Origin of the sequence: Paenibacillus canaveralius (assembly GCF_047238265.1) — a bacterium.
Taxonomy (GTDB): Bacteria; Bacillota; Bacilli; order Paenibacillales; family NBRC-103111; genus Paenibacillus_F.
Window position 1 is genome coordinate 579742 of record NZ_JBDFMM010000001.1, and the last position, 24349, is coordinate 604090.

The 24349-nt window shown below is 50.6% G+C and carries 22 protein-coding genes and 2 pseudogenes; 18 read left to right on the top strand and 6 right to left on the bottom strand.

Translation table 11 applies throughout. The features are described 5' to 3' along the window. The first annotated feature begins 9 nt into the window (after nucleotides 1–9). Nucleotides 10–1761 (top strand): methyl-accepting chemotaxis protein, encoded by a 1752-nt coding sequence (locus ABC395_RS02565; RefSeq protein ID WP_413000494.1) that lies wholly within the window; start codon nucleotides 10–12, stop codon nucleotides 1759–1761. A gap of 332 nt (nucleotides 1762–2093) precedes the next feature. Here ABC395_RS02565 and ABC395_RS02570 read toward each other — a convergent pair whose 3' ends face one another. Then, nucleotides 2094–4049 (bottom strand): ABC-F family ATP-binding cassette domain-containing protein, encoded by a 1956-nt coding sequence (locus ABC395_RS02570; protein WP_413000496.1) that lies wholly within the window; start codon nucleotides 4047–4049, stop codon nucleotides 2094–2096. Nucleotides 4050–4381: 332 nt separating this feature from the next. Between ABC395_RS02570 and ABC395_RS02575 the strand changes: the two are divergent. The 10 genes and pseudogenes from ABC395_RS02575 to ABC395_RS02620 all read left to right on the top strand — a co-directional run. Further along, nucleotides 4382–5074: pseudogene (locus ABC395_RS02575) on the top strand (5-formyltetrahydrofolate cyclo-ligase); the annotation flags it as partial. A gap of 114 nt (nucleotides 5075–5188) precedes the next feature. Continuing rightward, nucleotides 5189–5683, top strand: a complete 495-nt coding sequence (moaC, locus tag ABC395_RS02580) for a cyclic pyranopterin monophosphate synthase MoaC (protein WP_413006675.1) — start codon at nucleotides 5189–5191, stop codon at nucleotides 5681–5683. Between the two features lie 36 nt (nucleotides 5684–5719). Further along, nucleotides 5720–6220 carry a molybdopterin adenylyltransferase gene (gene mog, locus ABC395_RS02585; RefSeq protein WP_009675197.1) on the top strand — a complete coding sequence of 167 codons (501 nt, stop codon included), beginning with the start codon at nucleotides 5720–5722 and terminating at the stop codon, nucleotides 6218–6220. Further along, complete coding sequence (locus ABC395_RS02590; protein WP_413006676.1) at nucleotides 6210–7394, top strand: molybdopterin-binding protein; 1185 nt, start codon at nucleotides 6210–6212, stop codon at nucleotides 7392–7394. The genes mog and ABC395_RS02590 overlap by 11 nt, the downstream gene beginning before the upstream one ends. Before the next feature lie 30 nt (nucleotides 7395–7424). Next, the gene (locus ABC395_RS02595; RefSeq protein WP_413000498.1) at nucleotides 7425–7727 is read left to right on the top strand and encodes a twin-arginine translocase TatA/TatE family subunit; all 303 of its coding nucleotides are present in this window, start codon (nucleotides 7425–7427) and stop codon (nucleotides 7725–7727) included. 43 nt (nucleotides 7728–7770) lie between these two features. Continuing rightward, entirely contained in the window at nucleotides 7771–8526 is a 756-nt protein-coding gene (gene tatC / locus ABC395_RS02600; RefSeq protein ID WP_413000500.1) for a twin-arginine translocase subunit TatC, read from the top strand. 411 nt (nucleotides 8527–8937) lie between these two features. Continuing rightward, nucleotides 8938–9219 carry a co-chaperone GroES gene (gene groES / locus ABC395_RS02605; RefSeq protein ID WP_009675186.1) on the top strand — a complete coding sequence of 94 codons (282 nt, stop codon included), beginning with the start codon at nucleotides 8938–8940 and terminating at the stop codon, nucleotides 9217–9219. A gap of 152 nt (nucleotides 9220–9371) precedes the next feature. Next, on the top strand, nucleotides 9372–11000 hold the full coding sequence (gene groL / locus ABC395_RS02610; protein ID WP_103997446.1) for a chaperonin GroEL: 1629 nt from the start codon (nucleotides 9372–9374) through the stop codon (nucleotides 10998–11000). Nucleotides 11001–11375: 375 nt separating this feature from the next. After that, entirely contained in the window at nucleotides 11376–11984 is a 609-nt protein-coding gene (locus ABC395_RS02615; RefSeq protein ID WP_413000502.1) for a suppressor of fused domain protein, read from the top strand. 90 nt (nucleotides 11985–12074) lie between these two features. Continuing rightward, nucleotides 12075–12971 (top strand): hypothetical protein, encoded by an 897-nt coding sequence (locus ABC395_RS02620; protein WP_413000504.1) that lies wholly within the window; start codon nucleotides 12075–12077, stop codon nucleotides 12969–12971. 203 nt (nucleotides 12972–13174) lie between these two features. On the opposite strand, the gene ABC395_RS02625 is transcribed toward ABC395_RS02620, so the two are convergent. Beyond that, nucleotides 13175–13873 (bottom strand): Crp/Fnr family transcriptional regulator, encoded by a 699-nt coding sequence (locus ABC395_RS02625; protein WP_413000506.1) that lies wholly within the window; start codon nucleotides 13871–13873, stop codon nucleotides 13175–13177. A 41-nt stretch (nucleotides 13874–13914) separates the two neighbouring features. On the opposite strand from ABC395_RS02625, the gene ABC395_RS02630 reads away from it, so the two are divergent. The 7 genes and pseudogenes from ABC395_RS02630 to ABC395_RS02660 form a co-directional block, all read left to right on the top strand. Further along, complete coding sequence (locus ABC395_RS02630; protein WP_413000508.1) at nucleotides 13915–15048, top strand: aminotransferase class V-fold PLP-dependent enzyme; 1134 nt, start codon at nucleotides 13915–13917, stop codon at nucleotides 15046–15048. A 132-nt stretch (nucleotides 15049–15180) separates the two neighbouring features. Further along, nucleotides 15181–16422 (top strand): metal-dependent hydrolase family protein, encoded by a 1242-nt coding sequence (locus ABC395_RS02635; protein ID WP_413000509.1) that lies wholly within the window; start codon nucleotides 15181–15183, stop codon nucleotides 16420–16422. A 38-nt stretch (nucleotides 16423–16460) separates the two neighbouring features. Beyond that, the gene (locus ABC395_RS02640) at nucleotides 16461–16673 is read left to right on the top strand and encodes a DUF3311 domain-containing protein (RefSeq protein WP_413000511.1); all 213 of its coding nucleotides are present in this window, start codon (nucleotides 16461–16463) and stop codon (nucleotides 16671–16673) included. Continuing rightward, nucleotides 16670–18151 carry a sodium:solute symporter family protein gene (locus ABC395_RS02645; protein ID WP_413000513.1) on the top strand — a complete coding sequence of 494 codons (1482 nt, stop codon included), beginning with the start codon at nucleotides 16670–16672 and terminating at the stop codon, nucleotides 18149–18151. Before ABC395_RS02640 ends, ABC395_RS02645 begins: the two co-directional genes overlap by 4 nt. Nucleotide 18152: 1 nt before the next feature. After that, a complete protein-coding gene (locus tag ABC395_RS02650; RefSeq protein WP_413000515.1) occupies nucleotides 18153–19346 on the top strand; it encodes a metal-dependent hydrolase family protein in 1194 nt (397 codons plus the stop codon). A gap of 386 nt (nucleotides 19347–19732) precedes the next feature. Further along, nucleotides 19733–19864: a hypothetical protein gene (locus ABC395_RS02655; protein ID WP_413000517.1), complete on the top strand. Its 132-nt coding sequence runs from the start codon at nucleotides 19733–19735 to the stop codon at nucleotides 19862–19864. 61 nt (nucleotides 19865–19925) lie between these two features. Further along, nucleotides 19926–20049 (top strand): annotated as a pseudogene (locus tag ABC395_RS02660) (DUF4352 domain-containing protein); the annotation flags it as partial. Between the two features lie 52 nt (nucleotides 20050–20101). Here the strand turns inward: ABC395_RS02660 and ABC395_RS02665 are convergent. From ABC395_RS02665 to ABC395_RS02680, 4 genes are all read right to left on the bottom strand, one after another. Next, entirely contained in the window at nucleotides 20102–21793 is a 1692-nt protein-coding gene (locus tag ABC395_RS02665) for an S-layer homology domain-containing protein (protein ID WP_413000519.1), read from the bottom strand. Nucleotides 21794–22052: 259 nt separating this feature from the next. Next, nucleotides 22053–22277, bottom strand: coding sequence for a hypothetical protein (locus tag ABC395_RS02670; RefSeq protein WP_413000521.1), 225 nt, complete (start codon nucleotides 22275–22277; stop codon nucleotides 22053–22055). A 40-nt stretch (nucleotides 22278–22317) separates the two neighbouring features. Next, complete coding sequence (locus ABC395_RS02675; protein ID WP_413000522.1) at nucleotides 22318–23781, bottom strand: O-antigen ligase family protein; 1464 nt, start codon at nucleotides 23779–23781, stop codon at nucleotides 22318–22320. Continuing rightward, nucleotides 23702–24256, bottom strand: a complete 555-nt coding sequence (locus tag ABC395_RS02680) for a hypothetical protein (protein ID WP_413000524.1) — start codon at nucleotides 24254–24256, stop codon at nucleotides 23702–23704. The genes ABC395_RS02675 and ABC395_RS02680 overlap by 80 nt, the downstream gene beginning before the upstream one ends. Between the last annotated feature and the right edge of the window lie 93 nt (nucleotides 24257–24349).

Here is a 24349-nt window from a genome sequence, read left to right on the forward strand (position 1 = left end):
GGGGGAACTATGAAATACTTAAAACGAAGCGTGACGACGAAATTGATCGCGATGATGGCGGCATTGGTGGTGGTCCTTTGTATCTTGATCATGACCTTGACGTATTTATCGCAAAGAAGCGATTACTTTGCCCGGCTCAAATCGATTGAGCGGGTCGTGGAACTTGGATGGGAGCAGCAGCTCCCTCTCCTTACAAAAGCGATGGATCAAATGAAAAGCGCGGGAAAACCCGACGCTGCGGCCACCGAGCTTCAAGCGATCCGCACGATGTTGGAGCATTACGTAAAAGACGGGGATATGGCGAACGTCGCTTTATACTACCCGGAGGAAAAAACGGCGGACGGTAAACCGGCTCTTACGGTTATCGCCGCGAACGAGACGCTGGATAAGGCGGGGCTGAAGCCTTTGTCGGATTATGCCTTCACCGATCAGTACACGAAAGCCTTCGAGGAGGTTAAAAAAACCGGCGGCCAGGGACGTTCGCCCGTTTATACGGATCAGGCGGGGGAATGGGTTACCATTCTGAGTCCGGTGAAGGATGAGGCGGGTAAAACGGTCGCTTACGTCGGCGCGGATTTCGATTACGGCACGGTTTCCTGGGATTTAACCAAAAGGCTGCTCATGAGTCTGGCCTTTTATGTAGGTATTGCTCTGCTGTTCGCCTTTCTTCTGGGTCTGTTCACCCGCAAAATTCTTAAGCCGATCGGGGAGCTTTCCCGCTTGTCGCTGGAAGTGTCGGAAGGCGACCTTACGGTTTCGATTCCGGTCCGCAGCGAAGACGAGTTCGGCATTCTCGCCCGGAACTTCAACGCGATGACCGCAAGCATCCACAGTCTGATCCTGGGCATCCGGGAGTCTTCCGACCAGGTTAGCCATGCCGCGGAGGTGCTGGATACCAACGCGAAGCAGACGACGCAGGCCACGCATCAGATCGCCACGGCGATCGAGCAGGTAGCGTCGGGAGCGGAGCGCCAGCTGCAGAGCACGCAGGAAAGCTCGAACGCCATGGAAGAGATGGCGACGGGCATTCAGCGGATTGCCGAATCCGCAGGCTACGCCGCGCAGTCATCGGAATCCGCTTCGGAAGAGGCGGCGCGAGGCAACGGCATGATTCAGCACAACGTGAAGCAGATGAGCCAAATGAACGAAACGGTTCAGCGTTCCGTAGAGTCCATGAACCAGCTTGCACAGCTTTCCGAGGAAATCGGCGGCATTACGGCGCTGATCTCGGATATCGCGAATCAGACGAACCTGCTCGCGCTGAACGCGGCGATCGAGGCTGCACGCGCCGGGGAACACGGACGCGGCTTCTCGGTCGTATCCGATGAAATCCGCAAGCTTGCCGAGCAGTCCAAGCAGTCTTCGGATAAAATCGCCGGGCTCGTCGTCACGATCCGCACCGGTACGGGGCAGGCTGTGGGCGCGATGAACCACACGGCCGAAGAAGTGACGGAGATGACCAAGCTCGTGTCCGAGAGCGGGGAGGCCTTCCAGCGCATCGTTAATCATATGGACGAGCTGGCGAAGCAAATTCTGGAGGTTTCCTCGTCCTCGCAGCAGATGTCCGCCGGAACGGAAGAAGTGGCCGCGTCCATCTCGGAGCTGTCTCACATGAACCAGCAGACTGTGGAAAGCTCCCAGACCGTCGCGGCTTCTTCGGAAGAGCAGCTCGCTTCCATGGAGGATATTTCAGCCTCGGCGGGTGCGCTGAGCGATATGTCCCGGGAGCTTAAGCAGAGCATCAGCCGGTTTAAGCTGTAAGGAGCCGGGCCGAAAGGTTGACGGGGGACCCGCAGTATGGCAGCATTCCACCGGTGTCGGTGTCGGTGTCGGTGTCGGTGTCGGTGTCGGTGTCGGTGTCGGTGTCGGTGTCGGTGTCGGTGTCGGATACCAATACCGAATGCTGGATGCGAACGCCGAATGCCGGATGTCGGACGCGGGGCGCGGAATGCGTGATGGAGCGAACGCATAGGAAGCTTAAGTACCTCGATCAGAATCGGAAAAGCATAGCATGTTTACAAAAAAAAGAGGCCCGCGAGGCCTCTTTTTTGTATGTTTTTGTTTCCGAAGCGGCCGGTCAAGTCCGCAAGAGTCTAACCCACAAGAGTTTCCCACTCTTCGTAGCACGCCTGCAGGCTTCCTTTTTTCTGCTCGATGAGGGTATTCTTCTCCTGGACAAGCACATAGTCGTTATAAACGGCCGGGTCCGCCAGTTCCTCCTCAAGAGCGGTCACTTCCTCCTCCAGCCGGGCGATATCCTGCTCGAGCTGCTCGACCCGCCGCTGGCGGTTGCGCTCTTCCCGCTTGGCCTGCTTGTCCGCTTCGTAAGACGAAGGTTTCTCCGCCTGCTGCGCTGCGAAAGACGCCGCGGATGCCTTGGCCTTGCTGTCGCGGGCCGCCTGCTCGCGGATACGCTCGGCCTCCATTTCGGCAAGCTCCGCTTTTTTCTCAAGATAATCGTCGTAGTTGCCCAGGTAATGCTTCACGCCGTGGCGTTCCAACTCCAGCATGCTTTCCGCCATTTTGTTCAGGAAATAACGGTCATGGGAAATGAAGAGCAGGGTGCCTTCGTAATCGAGCAGAGCCGATTCGAGCACTTCCTTGCTGTACAAGTCCAGATGGTTGGTCGGCTCATCGAGGATGAGCATGTTCGCGTTCAGCAGCATAAGCTTGGCCAGCGCCACGCGCGCTTTCTCGCCGCCGCTTAGGGACGAGATTTTTTTGAACACGTCCTCACCGCTGAAAAGAAAGTTGCCCAGCACGGAGCGGATGCGCGCTTCTTCAATAGTAGGAAACGTATCCCAGACCTCTTCCAGGATCGTTTTCTGCGGATTCAGCGTCGTCTGTTCCTGATCGTAATAACCGATCTTGACATTGGTTCCCCAGCGGATCGTGCCGGTATCGGGGGACAGCTTACCGATCAAGGTTTTGAGCAGGGTCGTTTTGCCGATTCCGTTGGGGCCGATCAGGGCCGCCGTTTCGCCGCGCCGCAGCTCGAACGAGACGGAATCGAGAAGGCGTTTGCCTTCGCCCACGGACAGGGCCAGATCCCTCACCTGCAAAACTTCCTTGCCGGATGTCTGATCGATCTGGAAGGAGAAGCTGGCGCGCTTGAGATCGCCGAGCGGCTTGTCGATCCGTTCCATCCGCTCCAGCGCTTTGCGCCGGCTCTGCGCGCGTTTGGTGGTGGTGGCGCGGACGATATTTTTCTGCACGAAGTCCTCCATGCGGGCAATCTCTTCCTGCTGCTTCTCAAACTGCTTCATGCGGATTTCGTAATCCGCTTCCTTCAGCTCGACGAAGCGGGAATAGTTGCCCGTGTAGCGCTTGGAGGACGTCCGCTCGATTTCGTAAATCGCCGTTACGAGCGAGTCGAGGAAGTAGCGGTCGTGGGATACGACCAGAATAGCGCCGGGATACCCGCGCAGATAAGACTCCAGCCACGTCAGCGTGCGGATGTCCAGATGGTTGGTCGGCTCGTCGAGAAGAAGCAGGTCCGGCTCTTCCAGAAGCATTTTGGCGAGCGCGAGACGGGTTTTCTGACCGCCGCTCAGCGTCTGGATCAGCGTATCGGGCGGAAATTCTCCGAATCCCATGCCGTGCAGAATTCCGCGTATTCTGGCTTCGATCTCGTATCCGCCCTGCTCGCGGAACCACTCGGATCTGGCAGAGTACCGGTTCATCGTGTCCTCGTACGCCTTGGCGTTATCGATCAGCTTCGGATCCGCCATCTGCTGTTCCAGCTCGCGCAGTTCTCTTTCGACGGCATAGAGCGCCGTAAAGACCGTGCGCATTTCTTCGATAATCGTTTTGTCCGTCTGCAGGCCGCCGTTCTGGCGGAGATACCCGATCCGGGTTTCTTTGGCTTTAAAAATGTCCCCTTCATCGTAAGAAAGGTCGCCCGCGATAATTTGCAGGAGAGTCGACTTGCCGGCCCCGTTCACTCCGACGAGTCCGATTCTTTCGCGGTCTTCAATTTGCAGGGATATGTTAGAAAGCACGGACGAGGTCCCGTAGCTTTTACCGATTCCGTTCACTTGGAGAAGCATCTTTCGTTATTACCTCCATGATTGCACAATTTTCTTCATTAATACGGCTGCTTAGTAAAGGTCCGGGCGAATAACCCGGCGGAATATCTTCAAGCGGGTTCTGCCGCGGAAAAGAAAGGCCCTTTTTAGTGTACAGGAAAAACGCCTCCAGGAAAACTGAACACATTTTTTTCAAACTTCCCGGCAATGTGATAAAATAATGTAAACTACTGTCTGCACGTGTCTTCTATATAAAGAAGGACCTTTGCCCCGCAGGCAGACAACCATCTGCGAAATCCCGCCAATCAGTCCAAATTAACAGCCCCAGCCGGAAAGAGGTTGCAGCTATATACATGAATAATACCGACAAAAAAGAACTCCGCCGCCATATCGAACGGCTCCGCTCGGAATTAACGCCTGAAGAGAGAGCGAGCCGGGAGCGCCGGATCAACGAAAGATTGACCGCCTGGCTGAAAGGCGTAATCGCCGGCCGGCACCTTTCACCCGGTGCATTCGCCGGCGCGGCGCCTGCGCGGGTTAAACAGCCGGAAGACAGGTCCCGCTTGGAAGAAGCATGCCCGGGAGACGGGGATTCCGGCATACGATTGCCTGCGAACCGGGAATTAACGGAAAGCTTCGGTACATCCGGGGCTCCGGATACCCCGTTTGTTCTGGCATACGTCCCCTTTCGCACGGAATGCGGAATTCATGAAACCGTCGAAGCCTGCTGGGAAGCGGGCATCCGCGTTTACGCGCCTCGTTCGCTGCATGCGACGAGAGAGCTGCTTTTTCACGAAATAAGGCAATGGGAAGATCTGCAGGAAGGGATGCACGGCATCATGGAGCCGGACCCTCTCAGCCCGGCTTTGGAGAATCCCCTTGCCGCTTCAGCCGTTCTCGTGCCGGGGCTTGCTTTTGATACCGCTTGCGGGAGGCTGGGCTATGGGGGCGGCTACTATGACCGCTTTCTCCAAAAGCTGCTGAAAGCCGCCCGGGAGGAAGGGAGGGCAGCGCCTTTTTTTGCGGCCGCGGCCTTTGACGTGCAGCTTGTGGAGCACCTTCCCATAGAACCGCACGATATCCGTCTGGACGTGCTGATTACGGAGAGCGCCGCATATACCCGGGATCCGGCAGCGGACCGGAAGAGGGGAGAGGATCGGATGGAGCATCCGGACAAACTGACTCATTTTAATGAACAAGGCCGGGCCAGAATGGTCGATATCAGCGAAAAGAAAGAGACCAGGCGGACGGCCGTTGCCCGCACCAGCGTCACGATGCTGCCGGATACGCTGCTGCGTATCCGGGAGGGCCGTCTTGCCAAAGGCGATGTGCTCGCCGTAGCTCAGGTAGCCGGCATCATGGCGGCGAAGAAGACCGCCGACTGGATTCCGATGTGTCATCCGCTTGCGCTGTCCGGAGTGGACATCCGCTTTAATTACGAAAGCGGGACGGAGCTCGGCATCGAAGCCGAAGTGCGCACAACCGGGCCTACGGGCGTGGAGATGGAGGCGCTGACGGCCGTATCCGCCGCGGCCCTGACCGTGTATGATATGTGCAAAGCCCTCCAGAAGGACATGGTGATCGGGCCTACGATGCTCGTAACCAAAACCGGCGGTAAAAATGGAGATTTTCACAGATTTGATACCCATTCTTAATCAAATTTTGTTACAGTAGAGGAAGAGGTGAGAGGAATGCGCTGGAAAGTTGCGATTCTAACTGCCAGTGACCGCGGATCCAGAGGAGAACGGGAAGATACGAGCGCCCAAGTCATCCGCGAGCTGGTAGAGGAAGAGATTCAAGGAGATATCATTGAATACCGCGTCGTACCGGATGAAATGGACGAAATTATGGCGGCTCTTATAGAAATGACCGACTACTTTCAGGCGGATCTCATCTTGACGACAGGCGGAACGGGCCTTGCCGCCCGGGACGTTACCCCGGAAGCGACCTTGAGCGTCATCGACCGTTCGGCGCCCGGCTTTGCCGAAGCCATGCGGATGAAATCGATCGAGAAGTCTCCCCGGGCCATGCTTTCCCGGGCTGTGACCGGAATCCGGGGCTCTACGCTGATCATCAACCTGCCGGGAAGCCCTAAGGGTGTCCATGAAAGTCTCATGGCCATTATTGACGTGCTTCCTCATGCCTTGTCCATCTTGACGGGCCGGGAGCAGGAGCATGCGGATGAAAGCTGACTCCATGCTTCGTGAGGTAAAAGTAGAGGATGCGATCGGTCTGGTCCTCGCTCACGACTTGACCCGGATTATCCCGGGAGAGTTCAAGGGCCGCTTGTTCCGCAAAGGCCACCAGATTGCGGAAGAGGATATTCCCGATTTGCTGAGCATCGGCAAGGAGCACATTTACGTGCTGGAGCTTGCCGAAGGCTACCTTCACGAGGATGAGGCGGCTCTCCGTCTGGCGAATGCCGTGCAGGGAGCGAATACGGACAAGACGGAACCGCATGAAGGCAAGGTCACCCTGAAATCGGCGATTCACGGCCTGGCCAAGATCGACAAAGCGTTCGTCGATCAGGTCAACGGCATGGGCCGTATCGTGATGTCGACCATCCGCACGAATACGGTCGTACAACCCGGGCAAGCCCTGGCAGGCACCCGGGTCATTCCGCTCGTCATCGAGGAAGAGCCCGTCGCCCGCGTGGAGCGGCTGGCTGCGCTGCGAAGCAGCGGCGGCGCCTTGAATGCGGCCGCCGGGAGCCCGGAGCCGCAGAGCGGCGGATCGGCCGTTGATGCGGCGGAGACGCAGCTGCCGGCGGAGGCCGGCTCGCCCGCTCCGGCGCCGGTTCCGCCGGACAAGAGCGCGGCTGATGCCGCTGCGGTCCGGCGTGAAGAGGCTCCGGCGACCGCGGCGGGGCTTGTCGCCGTGAAGCCGTTCCGCAGCCTGCGGGTGGGGCTGATCACCACCGGCAGCGAGGTGTTCAAGGGCCGAATCCAAGATAAATTCGGCCCTGCCGTGCGAGCCAAAGTCGAAGCGCTTGGCTCGCGGGTGATCGACCAGCGGTTCACGCCGGACGACATGGATGCGATCGTGAGCGAGATCCGGCATTTCCTCGGACTCGGCGCGGATCTCATCCTGGTCACCGGCGGCATGTCGGTCGATCCCGACGACCGTACGCCCGGGGCGATATCCCGGGCGGGTGCTCGCATCGTCAGCTACGGGACGCCGATGCTGCCCGGCTCGATGCTGATGATGGCTTATATCGGCAGCGTCCCCGTAATGGGGTTGCCGGGCTGCGTGATGCACGACCCGTACACGTCCTTCGACGTGCTTCTTCCCCGGATATGCGCCGGGGAAGAGATTTTCCGCGAAGACATTACGGAGATGGGCTACGGCGGCCTGCTGGGCTGCTGATTACACATTTTGAAGGAGGAAACATTCCGGATGTTTCAAAATATAGGTTTTACCGAAATATTGCTGGTTGCCGTCGTGTGCCTGCTGTTGTTCGGACCGAACAAGCTTCCCGAGCTCGGAAGAGCTTTCGGCCGCACCTTAAGCGAGTTCAAGAAGGGCGCGCGCGATATGATGTCCGAGCATGACCAGGCGGACAAGAAAGCGGCCGAGGTCAAATCCGTCGCCGCAGCGCCCGAAGAAGTGCCGGCTCCGGCCTCTTTAACGCAAGCCGCTCCCGCCCCGTCGGGCAGTGAACGGGCGGTTTCGGACAATCCCCGCCGCCTTCCGGACTAAGGTTCCGGTTCAGTGAAGCTATACGTAGATAGGTTGGTGCTGCATGGATAAAGAACAACCTTTGGTCGAGCATCTGGCGGAGCTGCGCAAGCGGATCTTCTGGGTGCTGGGAGTCCTGATCATCGGCCTCGTCATCGGCCTTATTTTCGCCAAGAACGTCATCCTCTTTCTGAAATCCGTGCCTCCCGCCGATAAGATCGCGTGGCATGTATTTTCTCCGTGGGATGCCCTTCGTTTATACATGAACTTCGGTTTTGTCGTGGCTCTGCTTATTACACTGCCGGTGATCCTATACCACATCTGGGCGTTTGTAAGTCCGGGGCTCCGGGAGAGCGAGCAGAAAGCGTCGATTCTCTACATTCCGGGAGCGGTTGTCCTGTTCCTGGCGGGTCTGGCTTTCGGCTATTTTGTCGTGTTTCCGATGGCTTTTTACTTTACGACGGCGATCAGCCGCTCCATGGGAATTACCGAGCTCTACGGGGCGGCCCAATATTTTTCGTTCATGTTTAACATTATTTTGCCGCTTTCGGTTCTTTTCGAACTGCCGATCGTGGTCATGTTTCTGACTAAACTGCGCATTCTGAACCCCAAACGGCTGGCCAAAATGCGCCGGTACGCTTACATGGTTCTGGTCATTCTCTCGACCGTCATCACGCCGCCGGATGCGATCTCCGCTATTCTTGTAGCGCTGCCGATGATCGTGCTGTATGAGTTCAGCGTGCTGCTTTCGGGCTTTATTTATCGCAAACAGCTTGTCCAGGATGCGGCCTGGGAAGCGGAATACGGGGAACAAAAGTAACGGGCTGTCGGAAGACAGTCCCTTTTTTTTGGATCGGGAAGTGATGGCCGGTTGAGGCGGCTTTCTTGAAAGGCCGTCTATCTGCTGCCGGATTATGCGTACGCTTCGTCTTAAAAGAGTCTGCACCGCATAGGATACGAAGTTGTAACCGTTTTTTCGCCCTGGTCCGGCAAATCGCGTTTACAAGATGAATGAAAATCCGGCGGCCGGGGAACAATGGGTGAGGCGTTTACTTGGCAATGGCTTCCATTCTGCTTTTTGCGGCAAAAACAATAAAATTTAACAAAACCCACTTGCAAAACGATGGCAAAATCATTATCATTAAAAGTGTTGTTAGCACTTAAGATGTTTGAGTGCTAAAAATCTAAAAATCCATTGACTACAAACTAAACTGAAGGAGGCTATTTATCCATGATCAAACCGTTGGGTGATCGCGTTATCATTGAAGCCATTGCGAAAGAGGAGACGACTGCTAGTGGCATCGTGCTTCCGGACACAGCTAAAGAAAAGCCGCAGGAAGGCAAAGTTGTAGCAGTTGGAAGCGGCACGCTGAAAGACGGCGAGCGCGTTGAGCTGGAAGTTAAAGAAGGCGACCGCGTTATTTTCTCCAAATACGCAGGGACTGAAGTGAAATACGAGGGCCGCGAGCTGTTGATTATGCGTGAGAGCGATATCCTCGCTATCTTAGCCTAATTTAGCGGATTCACATACTTAAGCCACTCATTTGAATACTTACCGCCTGACGCTGCGGCCGAAGGCCGGTTATCGGAACGATATAGATGCAACCGTGAGCACGCAGATTTGAAGATGCAAGCAGAATGAACATTTCAGGGAGGGTTTTAACGATGGCAAAAGACATTATGTTTAGTGAAGACGCGCGCCGCGCAATGCTTCGTGGTGTGGACGCACTGGCGAACGCAGTTAAAGTAACACTCGGTCCTAAAGGCCGCAACGTAGTACTTGAGAAAAAATTCGGAAGCCCGCTCATTACCAATGACGGCGTGACGATCGCGAAAGAAATCGAACTCGAAGACGCTTTCGAGAACATGGGCGCACAGCTTGTAAAAGAAGTCGCGACCAAAACAAACGACGTTGCCGGTGACGGTACGACTACGGCTACGGTTCTGGCTCAAGCGATGATTCGCGAAGGTCTGAAAAACGTAACCGCGGGCGCTAACCCGATGGTTATCCGCAAAGGCATCGACAAAGCCGTTCGTGCGGCTGTCGAAGAGCTTGCAAGCATTGCGAAGCCTATCGAAGGCAAGCAAAGCATCGCTCAAGTAGCGGCTATCTCCGCTGCTGACGACGAAGTCGGCGAACTGATCGCCGAAGCGATGGAGAAAGTCGGCAAAGACGGCGTTATCACCGTTGAGGAATCCAAAGGATTCGCGACTGAGCTTGAAGTGGTTGAAGGCATGCAGTTCGACCGCGGATACATCTCCCCGTACATGATCACCGACACGGACAAAATGGAAGCCGTTCTGGAGAACCCTTACGTTCTGATCACTGACAAGAAGATCACGAACATCCAGGAAATCCTTCCGGTTCTTGAAAAAGTCGTTCAACAAGGCAAACAGCTCCTGATCATCGCTGAAGACGTAGAAGGCGAAGCACTGGCTACGCTGGTCGTTAACCGTCTGCGCGGTACGTTCACTTGCGTGGCTGTCAAAGCTCCTGGCTTCGGCGACCGCCGCAAAGCTATGCTGCAGGACATCGCTGCCCTGACAGGCGGCCAAGTAATCACCGAGGAACTCGGCCTTGAGCTGAAATCCGCTACGGTACAACAGCTGGGTACGGCTCGTCAAATCCGTGTAACGAAAGAAAACACGATCGTTGTCGATGGCGCCGGCGCTAAAGAAGACATCGATGCGCGTGTTTCCCAAATCAAAGCGCAGCTCGAAGAAACCACTTCCGAGTTCGATAAAGAAAAACTGCAAGAGCGTCTGGCTAAACTTGCAGGCGGCGTAGCCGTTATCAAAGTCGGCGCCGCTACCGAAACCGAGCTGAAAGAGCGCAAACTGCGTATCGAAGACGCACTGAACGCTACTCGTGCCGCGGTTGAAGAAGGTATCGTGGCAGGCGGCGGTACAGCTCTCGTGAGCGTGTACAACGCTGTTGCCGCTGTAGGTTCCGACGGCGACGAGAAAACAGGCGTAAACATCGTTCTGCGCGCTCTGGAAGAGCCGGTTCGCACGATTGCCGCGAACGCCGGTCAAGAGGGCTCCGTAATCGTTGAGCGTCTGAAGAAAGAAACAACCGGTATCGGCTACAACGCCGCTACTGGCGAGTGGGTGAACATGATCGAAGCCGGTATCGTTGACCCGGCGAAAGTAACGCGTTCCGCTCTGCAAAACGCGGCATCCGTTGCGGCTATGTTCCTGACAACCGAAGCGGTTATCGCCGACAAGCCTGAGAAAGACAAACCTGCTATGCCTGACATGGGCGGCATGGGCGGTATGGGCGGCATGATGTAAGAAGGGTCTTAAAAACCCTGTAATACCAGTAAAAACAGGCTCCTACAAGGGGCCTGTTTTTTTATCAATCACAATAAAATCACTCTTCTTGCAAAGGGGGCTATTTAGAGTTTGATTTTTAAAGTTTTAATTTGAACACCTTGTGTTTGAAAAAGGAAGTCGTGTATAGTGGTCTCAAGATATAAAACTACTGGAAAATAGTTCCTGATAACATCCATAATAAAAAATATAGAAAACTCGAAGACATCGAAATTTTCGCCGAAACGGAATTATGATTTGGTGATAAAATCTTAGCTTTTTATTATTGAAGGCGCTAGCATCTGTGGAGCGTCAGTTTTCCGGTGTGGATGATCTTGTCCTTAAGAGGTGATGGATGTGCAGAACAAGAGAGAGTCAAGCAAAGAAAAAATGCTGAACTTCGACATCAGAAGAACAATCATTCTTAATTTATATATTAATGAATGGTCTATGCCAGAATATAGAGTCATCATGACAAAACCGGAGATTGGCGTATATATTGAGATCTATTATTTCCCGTCAATGAATGATAAAACTCCTGCTAGATTCGCAACAGTCGGCCTATCTAATTCCATTCGAAACACCGGAAAACCTACTGAGACTGAATGGATGCTAGCTTTGGAGCCCGATTTGGGACAAGAAAGTATGGATCGTATAATCTCCTATTTCTGCGACCTGATTGCCCATAATATTGAACATATGAAATCTTCGGAAGCACCACGAGTAATGACGGAAAGCGCACTCGCACCAGAGAACTGGACTACAAAAGCCCTTTTGATTGATGAACTAAGAGGAGAGAGTGAGGATTTGGAAGAAATAAAAATAGGTGAAGAAACAATTAGTGTCTTGTGGGTTGTACCGATTACTCATAAAGAAGCCCATATAATTTTACAAGAAGGTATAGATGCTTTTGATATGTACATAGAAAAGTCTCCGTATTCAATAATAGATCCCACTCGTCCTTAGTAGTAGGCAGTTCCATATATTTCGGTCTCCAGCGCCAGTGAACGGCGATACGGAGCGGAGGAAAATAAGCTGAAGGGGCTGGTGCACCCAATGACCAACATTACGGAAATCAATAGCCTGGAAAATTGGCAAAATGCTTCACGTGAACGCCGCGAAGATATTTGCAATTCGATAATCAATAAATTACCGGGAAGATCCAAACTCGCTAAACCCTATATAATAAAAAATACTCAAAATGGTAAAGAAATAGAAATCCCCTGTTTTTATGATGAGCTTTACGAAACACATTTAAATTTAATATTAGGAGGAGCCTTTATTTATGGTGCATCCTCTCAACATATTGAGAGCATCAAAGATATATGCACACCTGACGATTGGTCCATGATTTCTCAACTTATCCATCAATCTGAGGATAATGAAAATACTCGTATAAACCCATTCCTTATGAGCCGTTTCCCTGTTTACGAGTGGGTATTAGAGGAGAATATTAATCTGTCAAATGATGAAGAACGGCCTGACTTTTATAGCGATGATGGTCCATTCCCCGGCTATGTTAACTTACAAGAAGCAAAGTCTTTTTTGGAAAAAACCGGCTATAGAATGCCATGGGACTTCGAGTGGGAGTATGTCTCCAAGGAGTTCAACAATAATTTATTCATTTGTGGAGAAGAAGTTCCATCACGAGATTTATCCGAAGACATCTGCCTGACACAATTTGGCGATAGCAGGCTCAATCATGCAGCTTCCAATATGTTTGGCATAGCAGGTCTCGCCATTGCGGCATTCACCCGCATTGGAGGAGCGAGCGATGAAATAATAGTTCGTGGAGGCGCTGCCGGATTTTACCCGTTTCAACACCCTTCGCAATGGGCCATGCTATTGACCGAGACTGCAAGTACCTGTAAAAAATATGCCTGGTCAGTTAGCCGGTCTGCGATTATGTCTCGATATACCCCAAATATAATGCTCCAAATCCTTATGAATTAAGGTTCCCGTGAGGGGAAGACCGTTTGAAGGGATCTGTTAATAAGGCCTCTCAGATATAAACTCTGAGAGGCCTTTTTGCGTCTTTTTCACTTTTTATGCGATAGGGTTTTAAAAAATCTTTATCAGATGTGAGAAATTTTATAGATTGTAAACTACTTTACAGAATATTTAGGACGTACTTAATACAATGAATGCATATCCAATTAGTTGTGATGGGTTCCCAACGAAATCAGGCGCGCCTTGTCTTCAATCACATACTTGCCGTTTTGTTTGGATATGACGCCGGTTAGTTCCAGTTTTTTAAGGGTGTTTGCCGCTGTCACCCTCGATGTGCTCACCAGATTGGCCAATTCCTGGTGGGTGAAGCGGATTCCAATGAACTCTTTGTCGCCGTTTTTTATCCCATACGTATCCACCAACTGCAAGAGCGTGTGACAAATTCGCTGGATAGCGGAATAAGAGCTTAGTTGCAGCAATTGGGACGACATGATTCTCATTTTTAAGTTTACCAAAACCAAAACCTGCCGCGTAAGCTCGAAATCGCCTTTCAACGTTTCTTCGAATTTTTTGCGGTCAATTTTAATTACAGTGGCTTTACTGGCGGCAATAGCGCTATGGTTGTACGATGCGGCATTGTCAAAAATGCCGTTTTCACCGATCATCCCGTTTTTTCCAATGATTGCGATCGTTTTTTCGACACCATTAAGGGAGGTCACATATAATCGGATACGTCCGTTCAGAACCAGATAGACAAAATCGTTAGGCTGATTTTCCAGAAAGATAAAAGCATGCTTTTGTAAAACCAGTTTTTGTCCAAGTTGAGGGAGCGGATGCCAATGAAAAGCCAAGCTGTCCAGCCAAGATGTTACCGAAGAATTGATAGCGCTTTCTATCTTGGTCATAGTCATTCTCCTCAAATATAAATTGAAAGCGGGCGATTTTTGTGGAATATCCTTTTGATAAGGAAAGACAATATTTTCCGATATTGAAAAATAAGATTCAGCTTTCCAGTTGTTCGCAAAGTGCGATGAGTCTGCAAGTGGAAGCGGCCATGAAAGAGTATACCGACGGCTGGTTAGCGGAAGGTATGGACTGGACGGGCTGGATGCGTCGGGTAGAGATGGCTAAACAAGCTTTTGCCGCCCTAATTAATGCGTCATCGGATGAAATTGCGGTGCTTCCGTCCGTTTCATTAGCGGCGGCGGCAGTCGCATCGGCGCTGCAATTTACAGCACCCAGGAATAAAGTCGTGACCACCGAAATGGATTTCCCTTCCATCGGGCACGTCTGGCTGGCTCAACAATCCCGGGGGGCCGAAATCGCCTTCGTTCCGAGTGAAAACAACGAGATTCCGATTGAATTTTATGATCAATGTGTGGATGAACGAACTTTGATCGTCTCCATGTCGCATGCTGCTTATTATAATGGACTTAAACAAGATTTAAAACAGATTTCCTCGATTGTGCACGATAAAGGAGCACGGTTATTTGTAGATGCCTATCAGTCGGCGGGTTGCGTTTCAATAGACGTGAAGGAGATGGACGTAGACTTTCTCGCGGCAGGGGCCCAGAAGTATTTGCTGGGGATACCGGGAATCGCCTTCCTATATGTGAAGAAAGAACTTGCCGAAGAGCTGCAGCCATCCATTACCGGCTGGTTCGGCCGGATAGATCCTTTTTCGTTTGATGTTAAATCACTGGATTATGCGGAAGGAACGAGGCGTTTTGATACGGGGACTCCCCCAATGATCAACGCTTACGCCGCTAATGCCGCGTTGGAACTGATCAATCAGATAGGTGTTAATCGAATCGAGGCCTATCTTATGGAATTATCGCATTTTGCCATTTCTTATGGACAAGAAAAGGGGTTAACCATCGCCAGCCCGCTGGATCTCAAGCGAAAAGCGGCTAACACCGCGTTTTATTGCCCGAACGCATCCCTGATCGAAATGAAAATGAGAGAAAGAGGAGTTATTGTGTCGGCGCGCAATGATGTCATCCGGATGGCACCCCATTTTTACAATAAAAAAGAAGAAGTGGCCCTTGCCATTGATATGTTATGTGAACTGAAATCTTAAGCTACAGGCGGCTCAAACCGGTGGAGCGAATATTGGTCTGGTTGGTTGACCACGTTCTGAAGAGTGAATCAGTCACCAAATGTATGCGCTTACTTTTGACGGAGATTATGAAGAATAGGGGAGAATTACTGGATGGCTAACAAGAAAATTTTCAAGAACGCTTTGCTTATAGATGGAAAAAGTCACACAGGCCAAAAAGAAGCTCTAGTCATTGTGGAAAACGAGAGAATCACGTATGTCGGCCGCTGCGATGAAACCGTCGTGCGGCAAGCCGGCGATGCGGAGCTGTTCGATCTAAAAGGCATGACTTTGATGCCGGGAATGATTGATGCACACGTTCATCTGTGTATGGCAGGTGAGCCGAGCACCTTCACCGATATGGTCATGGATACACCGGCGTTCGCTGCCATTAAAGGTGTAGAAAGGGCCAAACGCTCCCTCCAAGCAGGGTTTACGACACTTCGCACCATGGGCGAAAAAGGGCATATTGATATCGCCATTAAAAAAGCAGTCGAACAAGGAATTATCGTCGGACCAACCATCTTTGCCAGCGGAAAAGCTTTGACCATAACGGGCGGACACGGAGATATGTTTCCTGAGGGCGTCAATATAGATGGAATCGGCATCGTCTTGGACGGTGTTGACCAGGCGAGAAGAGCTGCCCGAGAGCAGCTAAAGCTGGGTGCCGACAATATTAAAATGATGGCTACAGGCGGGGGAATGTCACCCGGTCCGGGAACAATCGCCCAATTAACGATAGAGGAAATGAAAGCTGCCGTAGAAGAAGCGGTGAAATTCGAAAAAGTCACAGCCGCCCATGCCATTGGCGTAGAGGGAATTCATAACGCTTTGAAAGCCGGTGTTCGAACCATTGAGCATGGAACATTCCTAGACGATCGGGGAATTGAACTCTTTTTGGAGAAAGGCGCTTATCTCGTTCCGACCCTGTCTGCTTTCAAAACGATTAAATACGGCCGAGCGGGCGGCGTCCCTGAACATCATATTAAGAAAGTGGAATACTATCAAACGGCCCACGAAGCCAATTTGCAAAAGGCGATTGCGGCAGGCGTCAAAATCGTCGCCGGGACGGATGCGGGAACTCCTTTTAATTATCACGGGGAGAATGCGTATGAACTGGAATGTCTCGTGAGAAACGGCTTGTCTGAAATGGATGCGATTAAAAGCGCCACGCAAGCAGCCGCGGAAGCACTTCAGTTAACGGAGCTGGGTGTCATCGAGGCGGGGAAAATCGCGGATATGATTGTCATCGAAGGGAATCCGCTGCAGGATATCAAAATTCTTCAAGATAAAACGAGAATCAAGCGAGTTTTTAAAGGAGGACAGCTCGTTCATACCCATTCTGCGGAATGCTGATTGAGATCATGGAAAAAGCTTGAAGGGGGTTAACTGGAATGAGAAATTATTATTGGCTGGTTATCATTCCGTTTATCGGAATGCTCGGAGGTGCCGTTGTCTTTAATCAAGTGACTCCATACGTATTAGGATTGCCTTTCCTGCTCTTTTGGATTTTGCTGTGGATCGTTCTCTCTTCGCTTACGATGCTGGTTATTTATCAGTTGGATAAATCAAACGGATTGCTCGATAAGGAGGGCGATGGGGTATGAATGCGGCTCTGATCATTATGCTGGGGTTTCTTCTGCTGTCTCTCCTTCTCGGGCTAATGGCTAGAAGAGGAAAAGATATGAATATGGAACAGTGGGCAGTAGGCGGGCGAGGATTTGGCACCGCATTCGTTTTTCTGCTGCTCGCCGGGGAGATTTACACCACTTCTACTTTTCTTGGGACAAGCGGATGGTCCTACTCCAAAGGGGGACCCGCATTTTATATTCTATGTACCTCTTCCTTAAGCTATTTACTCGGATATTGGCTGCTGCCGCCGATTTGGAGATATGCAAAAGAGCATAAACTCGTTTCACAATCCGATTTCTTTGCGATCAAATACAAAAGCAAAGGTTTAGGTGTATTGGTAGCGATTGTAGGTGTCTTGGCACTTATACCGTATCTGATCTTGCAATTTAAAGGGTTGGGGATTATCGTATCCGCAGCTTCATACGGTTCGATCTCACCCTCTCTTGCCATTGTTATTTCTACCGTCGTCATCACGGTTTATGTAAGCGTTTCCGGTATTCACGGATCGGCTTGGACGGCCGTCATGAAAGATATATTAATCTTTATAATCGTTCTCTTTTTAGGTATTTATCTCCCTTACCATTATTATGGCGGTATTCAACCGATGTTCGAGGCCGTCAATGAAGCAAAACCGAACTTTTTGCTCGTTCCCGAAACGGGGTTATCCTTCTCCTGGTTCATTTCGACAACCTTGCTCACTGTGATCGGCTTCAGCATGTGGCCCCATACTTTCGCCGCCTATTTTTCCGCGAAAAGCACGAACGTATTTAAGAAAAATACGATCATCATGCCCCTTTATACGCTGATGCTGCCATTCGTATTAATCGTCGGATTCACCGCTATCTTACAGGTCCCCGGATTAACCGGTGCCAATGGGGATTTGGCGCTGTTAAAAATATCGATCCAAACTTTCGATCCTTGGTTCGTCGGATTTATCGGAGCTGCAGGATTATTGACAGGAATTGTTCCCGGTTCCTTGCTGCTCATGGCCGCTTCTACAGCTGTCGCGAAAAACATCTACCAAGTCATCTTTCCTGCTACCACGGATGCGGGGCTTAGCAGGGTTGCCAAGCTGATCGTTCCGGTTATCGCGCTCGTTTGCATGTTTTACGCCATTTTCAACAGCAGCACGATCATGACCCTGCTTCTGATGGGCTATAATTTTGTGACCCAGTTGTTTCCGCCCTTGCTCGCTTCTCTGGTCAATAAGAAATTCTTCACCAAGCAGGGCGCTGCGGCCGGAATGCTCGTCGGTGTTCTCACTGTCATTCTTATTACACTGAACGACCTTACGATAGCTCAGCTATTCCCAGGTCTGCCGCAAGCCGTTCAAGAATTAAATATCGGGTTCATCGCCGTACTTCTAAATACTGCAGCGCTAATCCTCGTCAGTATGTTTACGCGCAAACAAGCCATTCATACGAATAACGCGGGATTAGAGAAGGGAGCTTAACATGAAAACCTACATTCGGAATGTCACTTTATATAACGGACGAGGCAGCAAAACAGAAGGTGCCAATCTCCTTTTTGATGAAACCGGAATTCTTGGATTAGGCAGCCATGATCTATCAAGTCAAGCAGATCGGGTCATTGATGGCACAGGATTAACCGCACTGCCCGGTCTCATTGATTTGCATGTTCATTTGACGATGGATGGCAGTCCCGACTCCATGGGCAAAGCAATAGGCGATTCTGTTGGTGCTGCCGCCTATCGGGCACTTGTTAGTGCTGTGAAACAAATTCAATCGGGCGTAGTCACCGTCAGAAATTGCGGTTCGAAGTACGATATGGATATGGAGCTGCGTAAAGCAATTGCGGAAGGGATTGTAAAAGGCCCGAGGATTTTTGCCTGCGGTCAACCGATTACGATGACAGGCGGCCACTGTCATATGTTCGGTACTGAGGCAGATGGCATTGAGGAAGTTCGAAAAGCAGCGAGAAGTAAGATAAAGGAAGGGGCCGACTTTCTTAAGCTCATGGCAACAGGCGGCGGATTAACACCCGGGGTAAAGGCGGGAGCTTCCCAACTAACCGAAGAAGAGCTGGCCGTCGCTTGCCAAGTTGCCAAAGAGGCCGGAAAACGGACAGCCGCCCATGCCCAAGGCAACGAGGGGATCAAAAACGCGATTCGTGCAGGCGTGACAACGATTGAGCACGGAGTCGAGCTGGACGATGAAGCGATCCGGCTAATGAAAGAACGTAACACGTATCTCGTCCCGACACTCGCAGCCCCTTATCAGATTGTAAAGAATGGAACGGCTGCGGGCATACCGGAGTTTGCGGTAAGAAAAAATGAGGAAGCCATGATTCCCCATCGTGAGAGCTTTCGCAAGGCACATAAAGAGAACGTGAAAATTGCCGCCGGTACGGACGCGGGCACCCCGTTTAACCTCCATGGAGATTTTGCGACGGAGCTTGAGCTCATGAAAGAAGAAGGCATGTCCCTGCAAGAAGTCATACATGCCGCTACCTACATGGCCGCCGAAGCGCTCGGCATCGAAGGGGAGACCGGCAGCTTAGAGATCGGAAAATGGGCGGATGTCATTCTCCTCGATGGTGATCCCGAAGCAGATTTCTCCGCTTTTCGCCGAGTCACCCATGTCTTCAAAAGCGGGGTAAGCATGCTTGGGCTTGCTTTGGAAGTTTAATCAAAGAGGAGATCACACTTTGGCAGCATTTGACCGCGGTGATACCGGTTGGACACTTGACGAAGCATGGCTTCATTTGACTGGATGCCCTTTCCCTGTGGCCCAAGGGCTTGGTAAGTTAATGGAAGAAGTCATGTGACAGGCAAGTGGTATAGAGCCTTTCTACCAGGTACGCGTCCCCCTTGAGCGGGGGATGCCATTTCAACCTGCTTATGACGGAGTCATAACCCAGGAGGAGTACGATCTCCGCTGCAAAACGTGAAACGATAATGGGAGATCTCGCGTATGGTATAGAAGATGGTCGGCCGGCGTGTTAGGTTTTATTGAATCCCATCTGGTTTTTTCTGGTATAATATAAGGGTAAGGACCAAAGGAGGCGCTTAAGGATGACGGAAATCATCAAAGGAATTATTCCCTTGATCAGCAATCTGCTGCTGGCCGTAGGCAATTTCTTTTTACAGAAGAAGATTGACAAGACCGATTGGAAAGTACCTCAGCGGGAAGATAATACGAATTAGACTGCCGGATAACGAGGCGGTCTTTTTTTATGTCTATAGACCTAAACTTTCTTTCTGATAAAAGCTGAATCTGGGTCTATCCGCTACCGGTTGTAGTATTTGACGTACCTGCAGACGCGAAAGGTTTTGTTCGAGAAGCAAGCGGCGGATTTACCGGCAAGAAGATTAAGCTAAAAGTAGAATAGTCGTACAAAAAATAAAAGACAGTTCCTTTTCAGGAACTGTCTTTTTGGTTGTTTAAATAAATTTAGCCGCTGTCAGGAAGCGCTTCAGCATCGTTGCGCTTTGTGCGCGTGTAGCCTGCTGGAGAGGCTCGATCGTAGTAGAAGTCATGCCGTCGATGATACCGAGGCTCAGCGCCGCAGCAATCTCATCTTTGGCCCACACGATTTTATGGGAATCGTTGAATTTAGTCAGCATGGCTTGTCCCTTAGTGATTTCCGTGCTGGTGTTTACACCGGCGTAGCTAAGAGCACGAACGACCATGGCAGAAAGCTCTTCACGAGTAATCTGATTGTTCGGACGGAACGTACCGTCTTCATAGCCGTCTACCAGCTTCAGCTTGGTTGCCGTCGCTACCACATCCGCATACCACTGGTTGGAAACTACGTCTTTGAACGTGGAGGATGCGCCCGTGTTCTGAATACCCAGCGAACGAACGAGCATAGCTGCGAATTCAGCGCGAGTTACGCTGCGGTCCGGCTGGAAGGTGGTGTTAGTTACCCCGTCGATAACAAGCTTGTTCGCCAGCATCGTAATGTTCGATTCTGCCCAGTGTCCTTTGATGTCCGAGAAAGTTTTGTTAAGCTCAAGCACACCGTAAATGCTGTTGCCTTGACGTTTTACCATTACGTCTGTTTTGCCGTCGCTAAACGTGTAGAAAGCGGGAACGAACGTCATGGTTTTGGTTGTCTCGTTATACAAGAAAGCCGTCGTTTTTGCCTGATTCAGCACGGTATCGAAGTTCAGGCTGCGAGGCACGTATACATTACCGGTGTTGATCATGGATGTCTTGCCGGCGGAAGTAGCTGCTTCCAGGTGGAAATCAGCCGGAGTACCGATGATTTTGCCGCCCATAGCTGCCGCTTCTGTTTGCATCGTGCTGCGCATGCTTTCGGAAACGAACTTCACGGTAACACGGATGTAAAGGTCATTTGTTCCGACACTTAGAGAGGAGGCAAGGGAGTCGTAATTTATTGCCGCAAGAGGAACATAGTAAACGGCACTGCCGTTTCTGACTGTAATTTGCTTGTTGTCGCTGTTCTCTTTCAGCACCCACGCCGGGATATTTACCATATCACCGTTCAGGACAATCTCCAGCGTATCCCCTTTGGCAAGGGCATCCTTCAACGCTTGCGCGTCCAGAGAACCGTCAGCGCCGGCTTTAATGGAATTCACGGCTGTGCTTCCGTCACCAGGAGTAGTCACTCCTCCACCATTCCCGTTACCGCCGCCGGTGCTTCCGCCGGGAGTAGTGGAACCGTTATCGGAGTCATTGTCGTTGTCGTTGTTATAGACTTCATTGTTAACAGTTTGGTATACGGAATCCACTACCGAATACAATTTAACATAACGGTAAGCGGAGTCGACAACTGTTTGGAAATCGTATTTATACTGCTGTCTTGCTTCATCGAAATAATTCGCGTAAGTAGCTTTGACTACACCTACATATTGACCGTTCGGGCCATAGAGGCGCAGCTCTGTTTCATCACCGTTTTTGTGGTCTAAGTATACGGAACCCTTAACCGTCCCGTTGTTGAAGGAGACACCGGAATAACTTGTTTGTGCAGAAGCAAGAATCGGCATTAGAGCTGAAAGCATCAGCGTCAAGCACAGCATTTGGGCTGTTTTGGTGAACCATTGATTCATCGGGGCAACGCTCCATTCTCTCTTTTGTTTTTTGTCTGTAATCTTGATCTTAAGTTTCATCTTTTGTCGATTCACCTCCTTCGCGATGATAGTTCATCCATGTAAGTATTTAACAAGAATAATTATCCGAACATTGGAAATATGAAACAAAAAAATGTGCTAAAAGCACCAGAAGACTATTTACTGGCTGGGACTTTTTGTATCGAATGGTGGAAAATAAGGACAATTTGATTCCTGGACTTTCCATTTGTCCTAATGGATTCTAAAATAAAAAGCCTGTTCTCCACGACGACGGGAGAGCAGGCTTTTATCTTTTATTTTACAGCGGAGGTGTGTTTGCGATAATTTGATCGATCTCTTGCTCGACAGCCGGAGTTAAGGCTTTTATCTTATCCATAGCCGGTTGATCGGTTTTGTTTTGCTTCTTGAGAGCTGCCAGATAATAACGGGCACCCGTCTGGGCATTTTCGTCTTTAAGTTCTCCGGATGTGAAAGGTTTCAATAAGGCTTCCGCATCGGCATACTTGCCTTGAGCAAAGTACATTTGACCCAGATACAGTCTGATGGGTTCCGTTACGTTAAATTCACGGCCCTGCAGACTGCCCTTCAGGAAGTTTAGCGAGTTCCTTCACGCGATCGAGAACTTGTTGGTAAACTTGGAGAGCCTGATTCCACTCCTTATCTGCCGTTGTCTTATCTTTGGCGGCATATCCTTCAAAACCGGCCGTAACATGATATTGAATACTTCTCTCGTAGAAGCTGATGTCCCATGGATAATAGCTAAGCCCATTTTGGATAAGCTTCTCAACTTGCTCTTGTTGCCCTTTAATCTGAAGGATGTTTAGTTCACGGTCCAGAAGAGATTTATTGTAGGGTTCTTTAGCTCGTGCGGTATTGATTAACGCGATCTCTTCATTTATATATTTTTCATCTTGCGTCTGTTTATAGATTTGTGCCAAAAGATCCACTTTCAGCAAGACATATTCAGGATGATCTGCCCGTAAACTCAATGCATTGTCTAATGGCGTTACAATTTCCGTATAATTTTGCGAAGTTTTCGCCACTTCCAGCGCTTTATTGTAAGAACCGTTTGCACTCAGATAACGGGCGGAAATGAATAGAGTAACGATTGACAAAACAAGGATAAAAGATGGGAATACGTATTTTACCGATGGAACTTGTTTGACGAATTCCTTTGTTTTAACGTCGGCAATCATAGCTCCCAGGCAAAGGAATACAATGGCTCCAATGTACACGTAGCTCATATCAAAGTCGAGTACGCTGTGTCCCAGGATAGCAAGGACAAAGATAAAATAAACGAAATGTTTGTCACGTTCTTGTTCCGTGCTGCGGATATAGTTACGAATGTAAATCGCGAAAATGGCAATCAGCAGTACGGCCAGGATCAGGATGCCGACAGCCCCGACTTCAACGAGATACTGCATGAAGAAGTTATGTGCCTGGCGGCTCGTATACGGGTTGTTCTGATATTGCTCGTACAAACTCGACCAAGCGCCGCCGCCTGCGCCGAACAACGGATAGTCCGCGAACAGCTTGGAAGCGTCTTTGTAGAAGGTTATTCTCTCCAGTACGCTGTGTTGGCCGAAATTGATCGTTTCCAGCCGGATTCGTACATTTTCGGGAAGCAGGTTTTTAAGCGGAGTAGCCATTACCACAAAGAACCCCAAGAGACCCAGGACAATGGAACCCGCAGGAATAGCGAAAAACGACCACTTTCTGGAGGAGAATTTCTCCAGCTTGCTCTCCAATGCCGGAGCGAGAAAACGCTGCACCAGTAAGGCAAGAATGCCGTAAATGACACTCGCGCCGATAAGCAGCATCCAGCCCTTGCCCGAAAGAGAGGCGGAGAACTCCTTGTTCACATCAATGCCTATCGTTGTAATCTTGCTTAAAACGGCAAAGGAAGCCAGTGTTGACAATACCGCGTGAATCAGTAGGAGGATTTGCCTAGACGGCTTCTGAAAGATTAGAATAAGGAAGAAAATAATAGGCAGAAAGACAATCGCACCGCGTGATAGGGTCAGCATAAAGGACACCAGGACCGGTACGATGAATAGGGCGTGCACCAAAATTTTGGACCAGCCGCGGTTCTTCGATACCAGGAATAGACCTGTGCCCCATAGGGCGATCAAGAAGCCCGCATACGTATTGGCGTACTGGAACACGGACGTCAGACCGCAGCCCGTTGGAATCCGTCATGACCGCGTCTTTGTAAATGCCGGTAGCATCGATGGCGGTAAACCAGCTTACCAGCGTTCCGGCGAGCTTGCCGTTTCCAAGCCAGTTCATGATACCAAAGACAACAATTACATAACCGCTGGTCAGAAGCCCGATATGAATAATTTTATTTCCCAATGCCGTTTTGGTCAGATAGGCTCCGATCAGGAACAACGTAACGAGCACGATCTGAATAAGCAGAAGGTTTACCGCCGAATATTTGGAAGCGGCCGGCAGCAAGGAAATCAGGTAACTGAGCGGAATTAAGAAGATAAACAAACTCAAAAGATCTTTGCGCTCCCGCAGCTTCCAGAAATAGAAGAAGTAGATTCCCGTCAGGAACAGAAAAATGGAGGCCCATATCACGGCGGAATAAAT

Bases quoted from the DNA above. Each gene is read 5' to 3' on its own strand.
- tatC (WP_413000500.1), top strand. From the start codon at position 7,771: ATGGATAAAGAACAACCTTTGGTCGAGCATCTGGCGGAGCTGCGCAAG.
- ABC395_RS02620 (WP_413000504.1), top strand. From the start codon at position 12,075: ATGACCAACATTACGGAAATCAATAGCCTGGAAAATTGGCAAAATGCT.
- moaC (WP_413006675.1), top strand. From the start codon at position 5,189: ATGGAGCATCCGGACAAACTGACTCATTTTAATGAACAAGGCCGGGCC.
- ABC395_RS02635 (WP_413000509.1), top strand. From the start codon at position 15,181: ATGGCTAACAAGAAAATTTTCAAGAACGCTTTGCTTATAGATGGAAAA.
- ABC395_RS02590 (WP_413006676.1), top strand. From the start codon at position 6,210: ATGAAAGCTGACTCCATGCTTCGTGAGGTAAAAGTAGAGGATGCGATC.
- ABC395_RS02645 (WP_413000513.1), top strand. From the start codon at position 16,670: ATGAATGCGGCTCTGATCATTATGCTGGGGTTTCTTCTGCTGTCTCTC.
- ABC395_RS02670 (WP_413000521.1), bottom strand. From the start codon at position 22,277: ATGTACTTTGCTCAAGGCAAGTATGCCGATGCGGAAGCCTTATTGAAA.
- ABC395_RS02565 (WP_413000494.1), top strand. From the start codon at position 10: ATGAAATACTTAAAACGAAGCGTGACGACGAAATTGATCGCGATGATG.
- ABC395_RS02625 (WP_413000506.1), bottom strand. From the start codon at position 13,873: ATGACCAAGATAGAAAGCGCTATCAATTCTTCGGTAACATCTTGGCTG.
- groL (WP_103997446.1), top strand. From the start codon at position 9,372: ATGGCAAAAGACATTATGTTTAGTGAAGACGCGCGCCGCGCAATGCTT.
- ABC395_RS02665 (WP_413000519.1), bottom strand. From the start codon at position 21,793: ATGAAACTTAAGATCAAGATTACAGACAAAAAACAAAAGAGAGAATGG.
- ABC395_RS02675 (WP_413000522.1), bottom strand. From the start codon at position 23,781: ATGCTGACCCTATCACGCGGTGCGATTGTCTTTCTGCCTATTATTTTC.
- groES (WP_009675186.1), top strand. From the start codon at position 8,938: ATGATCAAACCGTTGGGTGATCGCGTTATCATTGAAGCCATTGCGAAA.
- ABC395_RS02650 (WP_413000515.1), top strand. From the start codon at position 18,153: ATGAAAACCTACATTCGGAATGTCACTTTATATAACGGACGAGGCAGC.
- ABC395_RS02595 (WP_413000498.1), top strand. From the start codon at position 7,425: ATGTTTCAAAATATAGGTTTTACCGAAATATTGCTGGTTGCCGTCGTG.
- ABC395_RS02570 (WP_413000496.1), bottom strand. From the start codon at position 4,049: ATGCTTCTCCAAGTGAACGGAATCGGTAAAAGCTACGGGACCTCGTCC.
- ABC395_RS02655 (WP_413000517.1), top strand. From the start codon at position 19,733: ATGACGGAAATCATCAAAGGAATTATTCCCTTGATCAGCAATCTGCTG.
- ABC395_RS02640 (WP_413000511.1), top strand. From the start codon at position 16,461: ATGAGAAATTATTATTGGCTGGTTATCATTCCGTTTATCGGAATGCTC.
- mog (WP_009675197.1), top strand. From the start codon at position 5,720: ATGCGCTGGAAAGTTGCGATTCTAACTGCCAGTGACCGCGGATCCAGA.